Origin of the sequence: Bradyrhizobium sp. JR4.3, assembly GCF_040547695.1 — a bacterium.
Classification (GTDB): Bacteria; Pseudomonadota; Alphaproteobacteria; order Rhizobiales; family Xanthobacteraceae; genus Bradyrhizobium; species Bradyrhizobium canariense.
Genome location: NZ_JBEPQF010000019.1, coordinates 101764 through 118071 on the forward strand (window position 1 = coordinate 101764; position 16308 = coordinate 118071).

The 16308-nt window shown below is 64.2% G+C and carries 10 protein-coding genes; 8 read left to right on the forward strand and 2 right to left on the reverse strand.

The genetic code is table 11. The annotated features are described in order from the left end of the window. Positions 1–170: 170 nt before the first annotated feature. From ABIB91_RS26770 to ABIB91_RS26785, 4 genes are all read left to right on the forward strand, one after another. Positions 171–971 carry a class I SAM-dependent methyltransferase gene (locus tag ABIB91_RS26770; protein WP_354168677.1) on the forward strand — a complete coding sequence of 267 codons (801 nt, stop codon included), beginning with the start codon at positions 171–173 and terminating at the stop codon, positions 969–971. A gap of 291 nt (positions 972–1262) precedes the next feature. Continuing rightward, a complete protein-coding gene (locus ABIB91_RS26775; protein WP_354168679.1) occupies positions 1263–3638 on the forward strand; it encodes an exopolysaccharide transport family protein in 2376 nt (791 codons plus the stop codon). Then, the gene (locus tag ABIB91_RS26780; protein WP_007597006.1) at positions 3631–4437 is read left to right on the forward strand and encodes a WecB/TagA/CpsF family glycosyltransferase; all 807 of its coding nucleotides are present in this window, start codon (positions 3631–3633) and stop codon (positions 4435–4437) included. The genes ABIB91_RS26775 and ABIB91_RS26780 overlap by 8 nt, the downstream gene beginning before the upstream one ends. Positions 4438–4719: 282 nt before the next feature. Further along, on the forward strand, positions 4720–5061 hold the full coding sequence (locus ABIB91_RS26785) for a hypothetical protein (protein WP_354168682.1): 342 nt from the start codon (positions 4720–4722) through the stop codon (positions 5059–5061). Here the strand turns inward: ABIB91_RS26785 and ABIB91_RS26790 are convergent. After that, on the reverse strand, positions 5035–9150 hold the full coding sequence (locus ABIB91_RS26790) for a GAF domain-containing protein (RefSeq protein WP_354168684.1): 4116 nt from the start codon (positions 9148–9150) through the stop codon (positions 5035–5037). The genes ABIB91_RS26785 and ABIB91_RS26790 overlap by 27 nt on opposite strands. A gap of 293 nt (positions 9151–9443) precedes the next feature. Between ABIB91_RS26790 and ABIB91_RS26795 the strand changes: the two genes are divergently transcribed. Genes ABIB91_RS26795 through ABIB91_RS26805 form a run of 3 tightly spaced genes read left to right on the forward strand, consistent with a single transcriptional unit; the run spans position 9444 to position 12027 of the window. After that, a complete protein-coding gene (locus tag ABIB91_RS26795) occupies positions 9444–9920 on the forward strand; it encodes a hypothetical protein (RefSeq protein WP_502917019.1) in 477 nt (158 codons plus the stop codon). Continuing rightward, a complete protein-coding gene (locus ABIB91_RS26800) occupies positions 9859–11226 on the forward strand; it encodes an LLM class flavin-dependent oxidoreductase (protein WP_354168686.1) in 1368 nt (455 codons plus the stop codon). The genes ABIB91_RS26795 and ABIB91_RS26800 overlap by 62 nt, the downstream gene beginning before the upstream one ends. Positions 11227–11241: 15 nt before the next feature. After that, positions 11242–12027 (forward strand): fumarylacetoacetate hydrolase family protein, encoded by a 786-nt coding sequence (locus ABIB91_RS26805; RefSeq protein ID WP_354168688.1) that lies wholly within the window; start codon positions 11242–11244, stop codon positions 12025–12027. Positions 12028–12181: 154 nt separating this feature from the next. Here ABIB91_RS26805 and ABIB91_RS26810 read toward each other — a convergent pair whose 3' ends face one another. Then, positions 12182–12637, reverse strand: a complete 456-nt coding sequence (locus ABIB91_RS26810) for an Lrp/AsnC family transcriptional regulator (RefSeq protein WP_219680713.1) — start codon at positions 12635–12637, stop codon at positions 12182–12184. A 152-nt stretch (positions 12638–12789) separates the two neighbouring features. Between ABIB91_RS26810 and ABIB91_RS26815 the strand changes: the two genes are divergently transcribed. After that, the gene (locus ABIB91_RS26815) at positions 12790–16239 is read left to right on the forward strand and encodes an indolepyruvate ferredoxin oxidoreductase family protein (RefSeq protein ID WP_354168691.1); all 3450 of its coding nucleotides are present in this window, start codon (positions 12790–12792) and stop codon (positions 16237–16239) included. Positions 16240–16308 lie beyond the last annotated feature (69 nt).

Genomic DNA, 16308 nt, shown 5'->3' on the forward strand with positions numbered 1-16308 from the left:
GGTCCACCGTGCCGATGGCGGCTGGCGCGGACGATACCGTAGTTAACGCACATGCTCATTAACCCGATCGTAAGTACCGCGACGGGTGAAGCGTCGCGGTATCGGATTTGCTCTACGGGCACACGAGATTTTTCCTGTAAATTTAAGTCGAACAAGCGCGGTCAGAAAATATGAACAAGCCAGCCACGATCGATTTCGCGACAGCCACGACGGTCCAAATTCCCGCGGCCATGGCACACACTCAGGCGCTGCACGATCTCGTCCCCGGTGAAGCCCGCGACAGCCTGCTCGCCGTCCACGACGTACTGCGCCGCGGACTGCCGCAGGGCCAGCTCGCCACCTACGAAGCCGGAGGCGGCTCGTGCAGCGTCCTGCCACCGGAATTGCTGAGCCGCAGCAAGGTCACCGTCGTCGACATCGACGAGGACCAGGTCCGCAACAACAGCTACGCGGACGAAGCGATCGTCGGCGACGTCCAGACCTACCGCTTCGGGCGCGAGACCTTCGATCTGGTGATCTGCTACAACGTGATCGAACATCTTCCCAACGTCGACGCCGCACTCCTGAATTTCCGAGATGCGCTCAAGCGCGGCGGGATGATCCTGATCGGCGCGCCCAATCCGCGCTCGTTGTCCGGGGTCGTCACCAAATACTCGCCGCACTGGTTCCACGTCTGGTTCTACCGGCACATTCGCGGCATCAAGGATGCCGGCTTGCCGGGCGAGCCGCCGTTCCCGACCTTCTTCCATCCCCTGGTGTCCCTACCGAGGCTCGAAGCGTTCGCCGCCGCCAATGGCCTCGAGATGATCTACCGCCGTGAGGTCGAGAGCCCGCGCTATCCCGAGATGCGCCGGCGCAAGCCGCTGTTCGCAGCCCTGGTCGACGCCGGCGCCGCCGTGCTCAGCGCCATGCTCCCGCGCGGGACCGACGTCCGCCGCGGCGATTATCACGTCATCCTGCGGAAAAGCTGACGGCCATGGTGCGCGCGCAGCCGATCGCAAGACCAGCGAAGCCTCGCGGCCACGATGCACGCGGTAACGAACCGTTAATCTCTGAAGGACCGCGCCATCGCATGCGTCACGGCGACGCGTCGAAGAGTGGCATGCGCTTAAACGCTTTGTTTGCCATTTCGGTGAATAGTCCCTCAATGAGTATGGTTAATTTTCCCTGTTGCGTTGAGTGGGCACCTATATCCGAGGTGCGTGGCGTAGAGCGAAGAGTACCCCCTCAGCTCGCGGCACTTGGAATGAAAGCTGGGGATCATGCTTGACTATAACCAGCCGATAGATCGGGCCGGACCGGAGGCCCCGCAGCAGCGGCCTCGGGTTGGCTTCAACGTGCTGGAGCTGGTCAATCTGCTCTGGCGGCGGAAGGTCGCGATTGCCGTTGCCGCGCTGCTCGGTGCAACGGCCGCCGTCACCGTGGGCAAGAGCCTGACGCCCCGCTACACCGCCACCGCCCAACTCTATGTCGACCCGCGCGAGCTTCAGCTCGTCGATCGCGAGCTAACGCCTCGCGCGCAGGACGTCTCCGGCATGTCGATGGTGGTCGAGAGCCAGGCGCGCCTGATCACCTCCAACAGCGTGCTGCTCCAGGTGATCCAGCAGGCCGATCTGGACAAGGATCCCGAATTCGGCGGCGGCGCCGACGGCAAAGGCGTGATGTCCTCGCTGCTCGGTCTGATCGGCCTTCAGCCCCGCGCGCCCTCCGCCACGGAGAAGAGGGAAGTGCAGCTCGCCGCCCTCGAGGCGCTGAACCGGCACATCACGATCCGCAAGACCGAGAAGAGCTTCATCGTCGACATCGAGGTCTGGTCGACCGATCCGGCGAAAGCGGCGATGCTCGCCAACACGCTGACCAGTGCCTACCTCGCGGAATCCCGCAACTCGCAGGCGTCAGCCGCGCGGCGCGCCACCAACGATCTCTCCGGCCGCTTGAAGGAGCTGCGCGAGCGGCTGCGCAACGCCGAGACCGTGCTTGCGACCTACAAAGCCCAGAACAATTTCGTCGGTACCCAGGATGCGCTGATCAGCGACCAGCAGCTTTCCGCCAGCAACCAGCGGCTTTCCGCCGCCCGCGCCGCGACCATGGACGCGCAGGCGCGCCTCGATCAGATTGAGGCGAGCCGGCGCACCACGGCAGATGCGGGCGCGAACTCCGAAGCGCTGCAATCGCCGACCATCGCGAACCTGCGCGCGCAATATGCCGACGCGCGCAAGAAATATGCGGAGCAGGCCGGCGAGCTCGGCCCACGTCATCCGGCGCTGCGCCAGACCGAGAAGCAGGTCGAAGATCTCAAGCGCACCATCAACGAAGAGATCGACCGCTTCGCGCAGTCCGCCAAGAACGATTTGACGCGTGCCCGCGACTTTGAAGCCTCGCTCAGCCGGGCGCTGGAGGCACAGAAGCGGCAGAGCGTCCAGCTCAGCCAGGCCGCCGTGCGCTTGCGCGAGCTCGAGCGCGAAGCCGATGCCAGCCGTGACGTCTATCAATCCTTCCTCAAGCGTTCGCGCGAGACCGAGGAGCAGGAGACGCTGAACACCTCGGCGGCCCGAATCATCGGCGAAGCGACGGTGCCGCAGCGGCGCTCGTTCCCGCCGGCGATGAGCCTGTTCGCCATGATCGGCTTCATCTTCGGCGCGATCGCTGCATCGAGCTGGTTCGTCGCGGCCGAACTGCTGTTCGCCGGCGCATTCGCGCCGGCACCGGCGCCGGCCCGGCCCAATCGCACTCCGTTGCCGCAAGCTCCGCGAGCTTCAGAGCCTTCGCGAACGGCGGAGACCGCCCGGCCCCACCCGGCCTCGCGAGCCCCGGAAGTCGCGGAGGCGCTGCCGGAACTCGCTGCTCCGCCGCTGCAACCTTCGATGGTCGAGAAGCCCCTGATCGAAAAGCCGCTGATCGCGCGCCTCCAGGAGGCCGACGTCATCCACACGCTCGGTGCCATTCTCGCCACCGGCGGCGGCATCGACCTCACCCGGCTGGGCTGGCCGACGCTGCGCCCCGGCTTTCCCCTGACGACGCTGCTCAACGCCTGGCGCGACATGCGCGCTACGGCGGCCCGGCGCGCCGGCGGAAAGACAATGCCTGTTATCGCGCTCGTCGGTGCCAGTGAGACCACCGGGCGCAGCGTGACCGCGCTGAATTTCGCGCTCGCGGCCGCGCGCGACGGCGCTCGGGTACTGATGATCGATGCCGACCACCAGGCCCACTCGCTCTCGAACAAGGTCAACCGTCCCGGCAAGAGTGAGCCGAGCAAGGTTGGATGGCTTTCGATCGGCAGCAAGGCCGCGCGCGAAATCAAGACACTCAACGGCATCTCGGTATTGCCGGCCGCCGAACGCGACGCAGGCAAGGCCACTGACGCCATCCGCAAGGCCATCGAGCAGGCGCGCTCCGCCGGCGGTTATGACCTCGTGATCCTCGACGGTCCCGCGGCGCCACTCACGACCGGCAGCCGCAAGCTGCTCGATGATGCCGACGCGCTGGTGGCGGTGCTGCCGACCAGCCTCGACATCAACGACGGCCTAGAAGAGATATTAAACACGCTCGGCCGCGCCGAGCGCAAGCTCGTCGGCGTCGTGCTCGACGAACTCACCCCTATGGCCCAAGCTCGCCAACGAGGCAGACAATATGCTTGAGCGCCGCATCAATCTCGATGGCCGGACCGCAACCGCCGACGTGCCGCGGATCACCATCGGCGGCCTTCGCATGGCCGCACTCGACCTGGAAGCGACCGCGGATTTCATGATCGAGGCGACCGATCCGCGCCATCGCATCGGCCGTCCGCTGCACCTGACCTCGGCCAACGGCGAGGTGCTGGCGCGGTGCTCGACCGAACCGGAGACCGAGCGCCTGTTCCGCGGCGCCGACCTCATCAACGCCGATGGCCAGCCGCTGGTGGCGGCGTCGAGGCTGCAATCCTGGTTTCCGCTGCCCGAGCGCGTCGCCACGACGGATCTGTTTCACGTCGTCGCGCGCAAGGCCGAAGCGGTCGGCCGCACCTTCTACATGTTCGGCGCGAGCGAGGACGAGAACGCCGCTGCGGTCGAGAACGTCCGGAAGATGTATCCAAACCTCAAGATCGTCGGCTACAGCCACGGCTATCTCCGTGGCGATGCACTGCGCGCGAAGGTCGACGAGATCAACGCGCTAGCACCGGATTATCTCTGGGTTGCGCTGGGCGTGCCAAACGAGCAGGCTTTCGTCGAGGAATTCACGCCGCATCTCACCAATGTCGGCGTCATCAAGACATCCGGCGGCCTGTTCAACTTCTTGTCGGGAAGCCGCGCCCGCGCGCCGCGATGGATGCAGAAGATCGGCCTGGAATGGGCCTGGCGCACCTTGCTCGAGCCCCGCCGCCTGTTCTGGCGTTATTTGACCACCAATCCTCGCGCGATCTATCTGCTGTTCAGCCGCAATCGGCCCCTTAATCGCTGAGTAGAACGACATGACCGCCGCCGGTTATCAGCCCCGCCTGCGCTGTTTCAACGCCGGCGGCGCCGGTATTGCGCCTTGCGGGTCGGGCTCATAAGCGGCTAAAGAGACTGTCACAGTCGGCCTCGGCAACTTTCGCGGCCGCCGCATGTTTTTGTATGGCCGCCGACACAAGCGGCACAATCGGCTCAGCCAATAGCGCGAGCCAGCTTTTCACAGCGAAGGCCACGATCGAGTCCGCGCATCGGCCTGCTTTCAGGCGCGACCCAAGGGAGCACGGAACGAATGCATCAGGCCGCAAGCCTGCAATTCGAGCGCATGATGGACGAGCTCGTCCTCTGGCATGCCGTGCCGGAGGACGAACGATCGCCGGCGCCGGCCTGGTGGTGGGGTCCGGCGATGGCGGTATTCGACACGCACGAGCCGATGCGACAGGCCTGGTGTCGTGAGCTCGGCCTTAACGACGGATCGAGCTTTGCCGAAGGAGCGCATATCCTTATCGCGCTCTTCGCCGAACAAACCTCGCTTCCGTGGCCGGATGATTTTCCACGCAAGGCGGAGATCAGGGAAGAGGACGTCCGCGAGCTCCACCCGCAGCCATCAGACGACAGCGCTTTTCAACCGTAGCGCCGCGGCCGCGGTGGCGGCATGGTCCGGCTCCGGCTGGAGCGGCGGCGCGACAGACGGCTCCGTCGGCCGCAGCAGCTCGGCCATCTGCCGCGCCGGCACCGGCTTGGAGATCAGGAAGCCCTGCATCTCGTCGCAGCCATGAGCGCGCAGGAACGCCTCCTGTTCGGCGTTCTCGACGCCTTCCGCCACCACGGTCATGCCGAGCGCCTTGCCCATGCTGATGATCGCCTGCGCGATCGCCTGATCCTCCGCGTCCTGCGGCAGGTCGCGCACGAAGGAGCGGTCGATCTTGATGGTGTCGATCGGAAAATGCTTCATCAGCGACATCGACGAATATCCGGTGCCGAAATCGTCGATCGCCAAGCGAATGCCGCGGCTCTGGATGGCGTCGAGCACCTTGATCGCACGTCCGACATTGCGCATCATCATGCTCTCGGTGACTTCGAGCTGGAGCAGCACCGGCGACATGCCGCTTGCGGCGAGCGCCTCGTCGACGTCCTGCAAGAGATGCTCGTCGACGAACTGGCGCGGCGACAGGTTCACCGCCATGGATACCGGCAAGAGGCCGCGCCGCTGCCAGGCCATGGCCTGCGCGCAGGCCTCCTTCATCACCCAGCGGCCGATCGGCACGATCAATCCGGTCTCCTCCGCCAGCGGAATGAACTGCGCCGGCGAGATATTGCCGAGATCGGGATGCGTCCAGCGCAATAGCGCTTCCACGCCGGTGATCTGGCCGGTCACCATGTCCACCTTGGGCTGGTAGTTCAAAGTGAACTGATCCCGCTCCAGCGCCCGGCGCAGCGCGCTCTCCAGCGACAGCCGCTCGATCGACTGCGTGTTCACTTCCTTGGAGAAGAAGCGATAGCCGTTCTTGCCGTCTTCCTTGGCGAGATACATCGCCATGTCGGCATTCTTGGTCAGCGTCAGCGCGTCGGCACCGTTGGCCGGATACATCGCAATGCCGATGGAGGCGGTGGTGTGGCACTCGTGGCCGGCCAGCTCCATTGGCTTCGCGAGCACGCGGAGCAGTTCCGTCGCGATGCGCTGGACGTCGTCGATCTCGCCGCACTGGTCGAGGATCACCACGAACTCGTCGCCTCCGAGGCGCGCCACCACGTCGCTCGCTCGCAGCGCGCTGCGCAACCGGTCGGCGACTTCGAGCAGGAGCAAATCGCCCGCCTCGTGGCCGAGCGAATCGTTGATGACCTTGAACCGGTCGAGATCGATGAACAGCACCGCGAAACGATAGTCATGGCGCTCCGCCGCATCGATTGCCGCGCGCAACACGGCACTGAATGTCTCGCGGTTGGGCAGGTTGGTCAGGCTATCATAGGAGGCGAGATACTCGATCCGCTCGTCGGCCTTGTTCTTCTCGTCGGCGCGATCGAAATTCTCCATCGCGAAGGAGATGTTTTCGGCGAGACGCTGCAGCAGCTCGACGAACTCGTCGGTAAAGGCGGCAGGCTCCGCCGACAAGTAGATCATGACGCCAACTGCCTGGTCGTGGGCGACCAGCGGGAATGCCGCTCCCGAGCGCGCGCCGTCGCCGCGGACAATGGCGTGGAAGGCGCGGACGCGATCGTCATTGAGATAATCGTTGCTGATGCAAGGCTGGCGCGTGCGGAATGCCGTGCCGCTCATCCCACGACCTTCCGGGCAATCGGGGTCGATGGAGAGGCGGACGGTGCGCGTGGTGCCGGCCGCGGGTCCGGCGCTGGCGACGATTTCCAGCTGGTCGCTGTCGGCGCTCGCGAGCGCGATGGTGGTCGAGGTGAATTTTGCGCCATTCGAAGCGGCAAGGCAGACGAGGTCGAACAGTTCGGCGCGCGACTTCGCCCGCATGATCGCCTCGTTGGTGGCGCTCAGCGACGCAAACATCCGCGTCAGGCGTTCCTTCTGCGCCTCGGTGCGGGCCTTCTCCTCGGCACGATCGAAATTGTCGAGGGCGAAAGAGACATTTTCAGCAAGCCGCGCGAGCAGCTCGACCAGGTCGGGCGTAAACGTATTCTCTTCAGGTGCGAGGAAAAGCAGGATGCCAATCGGCTCCTGGCCGGCCCGCAGCAGTGGGAAGCTGGCAGCAGCCCGAGTTCCATCCTCGATCGCCTTGGAATGCCAGTACACCGCTCGCGGATCGTTCTGATAGTCGTTGATGACACTGGCCCGGCGGGTCCGCAGCGACATTCCTATGATTCCCTGGCCCTCAGGATGGTCGGCGGAAACAAGGCAGCTGCGACCCACCATTCGTTCCTGAAGCCGTCCCTTCACGGCGACCACCCGGACAAGTTCACGTCTGTCGTCCAAAGTGGCGATTGTCGCGGAGGCGAACACCCCGCCGAGCACGGCGGCCTGGCACGCGACCTCGAACAGCTCCTCGCGCGTCTTGGCGCGCATGATGGCTTCGTTGGTCGCGCTCAGCGCCTCGAACATGCCACTCAGGCGATCGCGCTGCTTGTCGGCCCGCGCTTTTTCGTCGGCTCGATCGAAATTCTCAAGCGCAAAGGCGACGTTGGCCTGGAGCTTACGCAGGAGCTCGACGAACTCGTCCGTGAAAGTGCCGCGCTCGCGCGAGTTGAACAGGAATACGCCTTCGACCTTGTCGCCATTGAACAGCGGCAGCGCGGTTGACGACGCAATGCCGTTGCGACGCGCGCTGGCGTGCCAGGGCTCGAGGCGGGCGTCTGCCAGGATGTCGTTGCTAATGCAAGCCTTCCGGGTCCGGAACGCAGTGCCGGTCAACCCACGTCCCTCCGGCACCTTGTCGCTGACCGGCAATCTGAAGGTTCGTACCTCAGCGGCGTTCGGTCCAAAGGATGCGACAACGCGAAGCAGTCCCGCGTCGCGGTCGAGCAACGCGATCGAGGTCGAGGCGAACTTCGCGCCCTGCGCCGTGGCTTCGCAAACCAGGTCAAACAGTTCGCTGCGGGATCTTGCCCGCAGAATGGCCTCGTTGGTCGCGCTTAGCGCCGCGTACATGCGCGCCAGCCGTTCCTCCTCCAGCGCGATCTGGGCCTTCTCCTTGTCGCGGTCAAAGTTCTCGAGCGCAAAGCATACGGTTTCGGTCATGCGCAGCAACAGTGCGACGATGCCTTCGTCTTTTGCCCAGGCTTTGCTCACAAAGAAAAACAGCACGCCGATGCTGGTGCCACGCTTGATCAAGGGAGCAGCCACGCAGGCGACGGCGCCGGCATCGACGTTGGTTTGCTCCCAGGTCGTCCCCTTGGTACGATTGAGGAGGTCGTCCTCGACGATCGCTTTCTGAGTCCGGAACACCTGGCCGGAGATGCCCTTGCCATAGGGACTCTCCGCATCGATCGAGTAGCGCGTGCGTCTGATCAGATCCAGATTTTGTCCGGTCGCTGCCACCGGCGTCAGCCATTCGGAATCCGGCTCGCGCAGCAGAACGAAAGTGGCAAGCGATTTGCCGCTATGCACAGCGGCGTCGCAGACCCGCTGGTATAGATCCTGCTCAGTGCTGGCGTGAAGGATTGCTTCGTTGGTCGCAGTGAGCGCGCCGAACATGCGGTTGAGCCGCCGCACTGCCCGCTCGCCATCCAGGCGCGCTGTCTCGCGCGCGAAATTCTCCAGCGCATGTGAGATATTGCTCGACATCCGCTCGAAGAGCGAGACCATCGCCTCGTCGAGCGTGCCTGCCCCCGAGCGCGTCACATACAACACGCCGATGCTGCGACCGCCACAGATCAGGGGAAGCGCCGCGGCTGCCCCGACACCCGCTCCGGCAGCGCCTTCGCGCCACGCGAGCGAGCGCGGATCGTTCAGATAATCGTTACTGATGCAAATCCCCTGGCTGCGAAAGGCTTCGCCGCCGACGCCCGACCCCTCCGGCGTGCCGGCCTCCGTGGTGATCGTGATCGCACGCAGCCGCGCAACGTCGTCGCCGCAGCCGGCCGCAAATCGGAGCCGCTGGCCATCCGGCTCCGCCAGGAACACGGCGACGGCCATGAAGTCCCCACTCGAAAACCCGGCGTCGCAGACCTTCTGGTACAGCTCGTCCGGCGACTTCGCGTAAAGGATGGCTTCGTTGATGTCGCTCAACGCTGCAAGTGTGCGCGCGAGGGTCGTCTGCACGATCTCAACTCCCCGGCATTTCTGCCATTTTCTCCCGGGTAGCTTATGAGGGCGATGGCCTAAGTGGTGGTTATTGGTTCCCGCAAACCGTCGATCAAAGTGAACGAGCTGCAAACAGCTGTCGCGAACCTGTCAAAATCGCTATACTGAATGCCGGTTTCAGCCACAGACGCGCTCCCTTTACGAATTTGCAGCCCTGTATTGGTTTACGGGAGATTGATATCGCACCGGTGCTTTGAGACGATGGCTTCCAACAGGCACAGCCCGCCAAGGGCGAGACCTGAGGAAACGCCATGCCGATCGTCCAGGCCGACCGCCTCACGCGCATCAGCGCCACGCTGCTTCGTGCCGCCGGAGCTTCCGAGGAAGAGGCCGACGCGATCGCATGCGGCTGCGTCAACGCCAATCTCGCCGGCCACGATTCCCACGGCGTGATCGCCGTTCCCGCTGATGGCGATGCGCGAAGGCATGATCGGGATCGCGACGGCGGATTCCGGCCGCTCGCGGAAGCACGTGGCGCCCTTCGGCGGCAAGGAGGCACGGCTCGGCACCATCCGATCTCGATTGCGGTGCCGTCCGACCTCGATGCGCCGTTCTACCTGGACATGGCGACCTCTGCGGCGCGCGCTGGCGCGCGGGTACAGGCTCGATACGATCCTCGACCTAGCCTGACGGATTTCGGCCTGACGCAATTCGGAGAACAGCAGCATGACGCGGCAGATGGTACTGGTCGGCTTCCTTCAGGCCCAGAACTGCACGAATTTGCCTAGCTCGTGGCGGCATCCGGACTCGCGCGACGATTCGATGTCGGCGGACTATTATCAGGAGATCGCCAAAATCCTCGAAGCCGGCAAGTTCCACATGGCGTTCTTCGACGACCGGTTGGCGATGCCGGACCGCTACGGCAACGATCACGCCCACACCGTCGAATACGGCATCCGCTGCGTGAAGATGGATCCGCTGATCGTGCTGACCACGATGGGCATGGTTACGGAGAAGCTCGGGTTGGGGGCGACCGGCTCGACGACTTATTTCGAACCTTTCGACATCGCCCGCCGCTTCGCAACGCTCGACCTGATGTCCGGCGGACGCGCCGGGTGGAACGTCGTCACCTCGCTCAACGACGGCGAGGCACACAACATGGGGCGCGACTCTCATCCCGAACATGATTCCCGCTACGACAAGGCCGACGAATTCATGGAGGTCGTGCTCGGCCATTGGGACACTTGGGAGGACGGCGCGCTCATCATGGACAAGACGAGCGGCCGCTTCGCCGATCCAGCCAAGGTGAAGCGGCTCGATCACAAGGGCCCATTCTACAAGTCGCGCGGTCCCTTCACCGTGCCGCGCTCGGATCAGGGCCATCCCGTGATCATCCAGGCCGGCGCGTCCGGACGCGGGCAGCGCTTTGCAGGACGATGGGGCGAAGTAATCTTTACCGCTGCACGTAACCTCTCCGCCGCCAAGGACGGCTATGCGGCGGTGCGTAACGAGGCCGCGAAAGTCGGCCGCGATCCGGAGGCGATGTTCCTCTGCAACCTGACGACGCCGGTTTGCGCCGCGACCAAAGCCGAGGCCGAAGATAAGATGGCGCTGATCAACAAGCTGCCGCTGCAGATCGATGCGCTGTCGCTGCTGGCCGAAGCACTCAACTACGACTTCGCCTCCAAGGATCTCGACGAGCCGCTGACGACTGAGGAGTTGAAGAGCATGCAGGGCATTCTGGGCATCCGGGACGGCGTGCTCAAGAACTCCGGTAAAAGCAATCCGAGCGCGCGCGACTTCGTCACCTTCTCCGGCCGCGGTCAGGTCCAGGATGCGATGGTTGGCGGCCCCAAGGAGATCGCGGACAAGCTCGAAGAAATGTTCGTCGAGCGCGGCTGCGACGGTTTTGTCATCGCCGCGACCTTTGTGCCCGGCTCCTATGCCGATTTCGTGCAATATATCGTCCCGGAATTGCAGCGGCGCGGATTGTTCCAGAAGGAATATCGCGGCAAGACGCTGCGGGAAAATCTCGGGCTGAAGCGGCCGGCGGCCGGCGACTGGAAAGTGCAGCCGCGCGATGCCGCGGAATAACAACGGAGACACGGCATGCGCTGGCTGACATTCACGGCCGCGGACAAGACGTCCTGGGGACTCGTCGAGGGTGACCAAGTGATTGCGGTCGACGGCGATCCCTTCGGCGAATGGCAGCGGACCTCGCGCACGCATCCGCTGTCGCAGGTCAGAATCGAGCTTCCGCTGATTCCGCGCACCTTCTACTGCGTCGGCCTGAACTATCTGAAGCACCTGAAAGAGGCCGCCGACAAGCGGGGCGAAGTGCCGGCAGTGCCGGACAGACCAGAGATCGGCTATCGCGCTCAGAATGCGCTGATCGCACATGACGAGGACGTCGTGATCCCGTCCTTTGCGACGGACAAGATCCACTACGAAGGCGAACTCGTCGTCATCATCGGCAAGAAGGTCAAGCATCTCACGAAGCAGAATGCGATGGATTGCGTGTTCGGCTACACCATCGGCAACGACGTCAGCGAACGAAGCTGGCAGAAAGCCGACCGCAGCCTGTGGCGGTCGAAGAACGCCGACACGTTCAAGCCGATGGGCCCGTGGATCGAGACCGAAGTCGACCTCGCCCGTATGGAGACCATCGTTCGCGTCAACGGCGAGGAAACCAACCGCTTCCGCACCAACGACATGATCTTCGGCGTGGTGCCGTTCCTTGTCGAGCTATCCAAATACTTTACGTTATGGCCCGGCGACATGATCTGGATGGGCACCGACGGTGCGTCGCCCGACATCAAGCACGGCGATGTCGTGGAGATCGACATCACCGGCATCGGCACGTTGCGGAATAGATTCGTGCGGGAGGAGCGGTAGCCCACGTTGCACCAACAGTGTCGTCCCGGCGAAAGCCGGGACCCATGCGCCGCAGCAGATGTTTTGATTAGGACTCGTCGTTACGGCTTCGCAAGGCAATTGGCATTCGTGGTTATGGGTCCCGGCCTTCGCCGGGACGACGAAGCGCTGCCTCTCAAAACGGTAGGGTCACGCTGGTCTTGATCTCCTTCAGCACCACATTGCTTCTGACATAGCGAATGCCGGGAATGCGGAACATGAACTCGTCGAGAAATTTGTTGTAGGCCGTCATGTCCTGCACGACGACGCGCAAATGGTAATCGGCATCGCCCGTGGTCGCAAAGCACTCCAGCACCTCACGCCGCGTGGTCACCCGCGCGACGAACTCGTCGACGAATTTTGCGTCGTGCCGTTCCAGCGAGACGTGGAGGATCGCGGACATCGCGAAGCCGGCCTGCTCGCGCGCGACCAGGGCCGCATAGCCCTGGATGGCACCGCTCTCCTCCAGCGCGCGCACCCGGCGCCAGCAGGCCGAGGTGGACATGCCGACCGCGTCGGCGAGCTGCTGGTTGGTGGCGCGGCCGTCCTTCTGGAGATAGGCGAGAATCCGCGCGTCTTGGTCTTCGATCATGGAAAGCACCAAAATGGATTACTCTACCGCTTTGTAGATTATAACGGACAATTCTACCACAATGGATATCCTATTCGGGAAAATAGGTAGGACCTACCAGTTGCCGAGGCCTACCCTTCTCCCATCCGGCAAGGATGCCGCGGGAGGTCCGTATGGACGCCATTTCCTCACTCGACGCCTACCAGCTTTCCGACCGCTACGATCGCGAAGAAGGCCGCGTCTTCCTCACCGGCACGCAGGCCATCGTCCGCATCGCGCTCGACCAGGTGCGGCGCGACCGTGCCGCCGGGCTGAACACGGCGGGCTTCATCTCGGGCTATCGCGGCTCGCCGCTCGGCGGCATCGATCTCGAACTGTGGCGCATCCAGGAGCGGCTGAAGCGGGACCGCATCGAATTCCTCCCCGCGGTGAACGAAGACCTTGCCGCGACGGCGGTGCTCGGGTCGCAGCAGGTCGAGACGCAAGCTGACCGCGAGGTCGATGGTGTGTTCGGGCTCTGGTACGGCAAGGGTCCCGGCGTCGATCGCTCCGGCGATGCGCTGAAACACGGCAATGCCTACGGCTCCTCACCGCATGGCGGCGTTCTGGTGGTCGCTGGCGACGACCATGGCTGCGTCTCGTCCTCGATGCCGCACCAGTCCGACGTCGCTTTCATGAGCTGGTTCATGCCGACGCTCCACCCCGCAAGCGTCAGCGAGTATCTCGAATTCGGTGAATATGGCTATGCGCTGAGCCGCTTCACCGGCATGTGGGTCGGCTTCAAGGCGATCTCGGAGATCGTGGAATCCGGCGCCTCCGTCGCGCTGCGCCCGCCGCGCGCCTTCCACACTCCGGACGTCACGCCGCCACCCGGCGGCTTGCACTATCGCTGGCCCGATCTGCCGGGGCCGCAGATCGAGGAGCGGCTGGAGGCGAAGAAGCACGCGGTCTACGCCTTCGCAAAGGCCAATCCGATCGATCGTCACATCTACGATATCCCGGGCGCTACCTACGGCATCGTCACCACAGGCAAGGCCCATCTCGATCTGATGGAAGCGTTGCGGTTGATGGATCTCGACGAAGCGGCCTGCCGCAGCATCGGCATCGACATCTACAAGGTTGGCATGGTCTGGCCGCTGGCGCTGCATGACGCGATGGCCTTCGTGAAGGGCAAGCGCGAGATCCTCGTGGTCGAGGAGAAGCGCGGTATCATCGAAAGCCAGTTCAAGGAATATTTTTACGATTATCCGGGCGAAAAACCCGAGCGCATGGTCGGTAAGCACGACGAAACCGGCGCGCGGCTGATCTCCTGGATCGGCGAATTGTCGCCGCGCGCGCTCGCTGGGGTGCTTGCACGCCGTCTCGATCCGATGTTCCCAAGCCTTAATCTCGCCGCGCGCGCAGCCGGCTTGATGCCTGAGGCTGCGCGCACGATCAACGTCAGCGGTGCGACGCGCACGCCGTATTTCTGCTCCGGATGCCCGCACAACACATCGACAAAAGTGCCGGAGGGGTCGAAGGCGCTGGCCGGCATCGGCTGTCATTTCATGGCGAGCTGGATGGACCGCGAGACATCGTCCCTGATCCAGATGGGCGGCGAAGGCGTGAACTGGGCCGCCTCGTCACGCTTCACCGGCAACAAGCACGTGTTCCAGAATCTCGGCGAAGGCACCTATTATCATTCGGGCTCGATGGCGATCCGGCAGGCGATCGCGGCCAAAGCCAACATCACCTACAAGATCCTGTTCAACGATGCCGTCGCCATGACCGGCGGCCAACCCGTCGACGGCCCGATCAGCGTCCACGCCATCGCGCACAGCGTCCGCGCCGAGGGCGTTGCGCGCATCGCGTTGGTGTCGGACGATCCAGCGCAATTTTCGCCAGGCGACCTGCCGGTCGGCGTGTCCATCCATCCGCGCGAAGAGATGGACGATGTACAGCGCGAGCTGCGCGAGATTCCCGGCGTCTCGGTTCTGATCTATCAGCAGACCTGCGCGACAGAGAAGCGGCGTCGTCGCAAGCGTGGGCAGATGATCGATCCCAAACGCTTCGCCTATATCAGCGATCTCGTCTGCGAAGGCTGCGGCGACTGCTCGGTCGAATCCAACTGCCTCAGCGTCGAGCCCAAGGAGACACCCTTCGGCCGGAAGCGGCGGATCAATCTCTCGTCCTGCAACAAGGACTTTTCCTGCCTCAACGGGTTTTGCCCGAGCTTCGTCACCGTTGAGGACGCGACGCGCCGGAAGAAGGGCGCAAGCCGGACCGACGCGGTCGGCCACGCGGCCACACTTCCCCTGCCCACTCTCGCAACGCTCGACCGTCCCTATGATCTGCTCGTCACCGGCGTCGGCGGCACCGGCGTGATCACGGTCGGCGCGCTGATCGGCATGGCGGCGCATCTCGAACGAAACGGCGTCTCGGTGCTGGATTTTACCGGCTTTGCGCAGAAATTCGGGCCGGTGCTGAGCTACATCCGGTTGGCCGCGTCCCCCGACGCATTGCATCAGGTCCGTATCGACCAGGGCGCGGCCGATGCGCTCATCGGTTGCGACCTCGTCGTCAGCTCCTCGCCGAAGGCGTCCGGCACCTATCGGAAAGGCACGCGAGCCGCGGTCAACACCGCGGAGATGCCGACCGGCGACGTCGTCCGCTTCCGCGACGCGGATCTCGCCTCACCCGCCCGCCTGCGCGCGATCGGCCAGGTGATCGGCGACGGCAATCTCGACACCATCAACGCCAACGCACTGGCGGAGCGTCTGCTCGGCGATGCCGTCTATGCCAACATCGTCATGCTGGGCTTTGCCTGGCAGCGCGGGCTGTTGCCGGTCTCGCTGTCGGCGCTGTTGCGCGCGATCGAGCTCAACGGCGTCGCGGTCGAAAGCAACAAGCAGGCTTTCGCCTGGGGCCGGATTGCAGCGGCCGACCCTGACTTCTTGCCGAAGGTGGACGAAGCGCCCAAGGCCGAGACGCTCGACCAGCTGATCGACCGCCGCGCCGACTTCCTCGCGGCTTATCAGAACGATGCCTATGCAGCGCGCTATCGAGCACGCGTTGCAAACGTTCGCAATGCGGAAGCCAACCTGAATAGCGAGAAGTTGACCGAGGCGGTTGCGCGCGCCCTGTTCAAGCTGATGGCCTACAAGGATGAGTACGAGGTGGCGCGCCTGCACATGCAGAGCGGCTTCCTCGACGAGCTGAAGCGCGAGTTCGAGGACGGCTTCAGCGTCAAATACCATCTCGCTCCGCCCTTCCTGCCGTCCGAGCGCGACGCCCGCGGCCGGCCGCGCAAGCGCGCCTTCGGCCAGTGGATCCAGCTGCCGCTCGCCGCGCTCGCGCGACTGAAAGGGTTGCGCGGGACAGTATTCGATCCGTTCGGCTACACCGTCGAACGCCGCACCGAGCGAAACCTGATCGCCTGGTATGAGGGCGTGATCGAACGGATGCTCGGCGAACTCGATGCGGCGCGCCTGCCCGATCTCGTCGTGATCGCCAAGGCGCCGATGGAGATCCGCGGTTACGGGCCGGTGAAGGACATCGCGATCGCGAAGGTGAAGCCGGCGGTCGAACGGCTTCTCGCCGATGTGACCGCAGCGTCGCAGGCAAAGTTGCGCGCCCACGGTTGACGTGATGCCGGCGAGGCTTCAGCCTCCCGAATTCGAGGGCTCCATGATGGAGCCGGGCAAGCGGGTGAC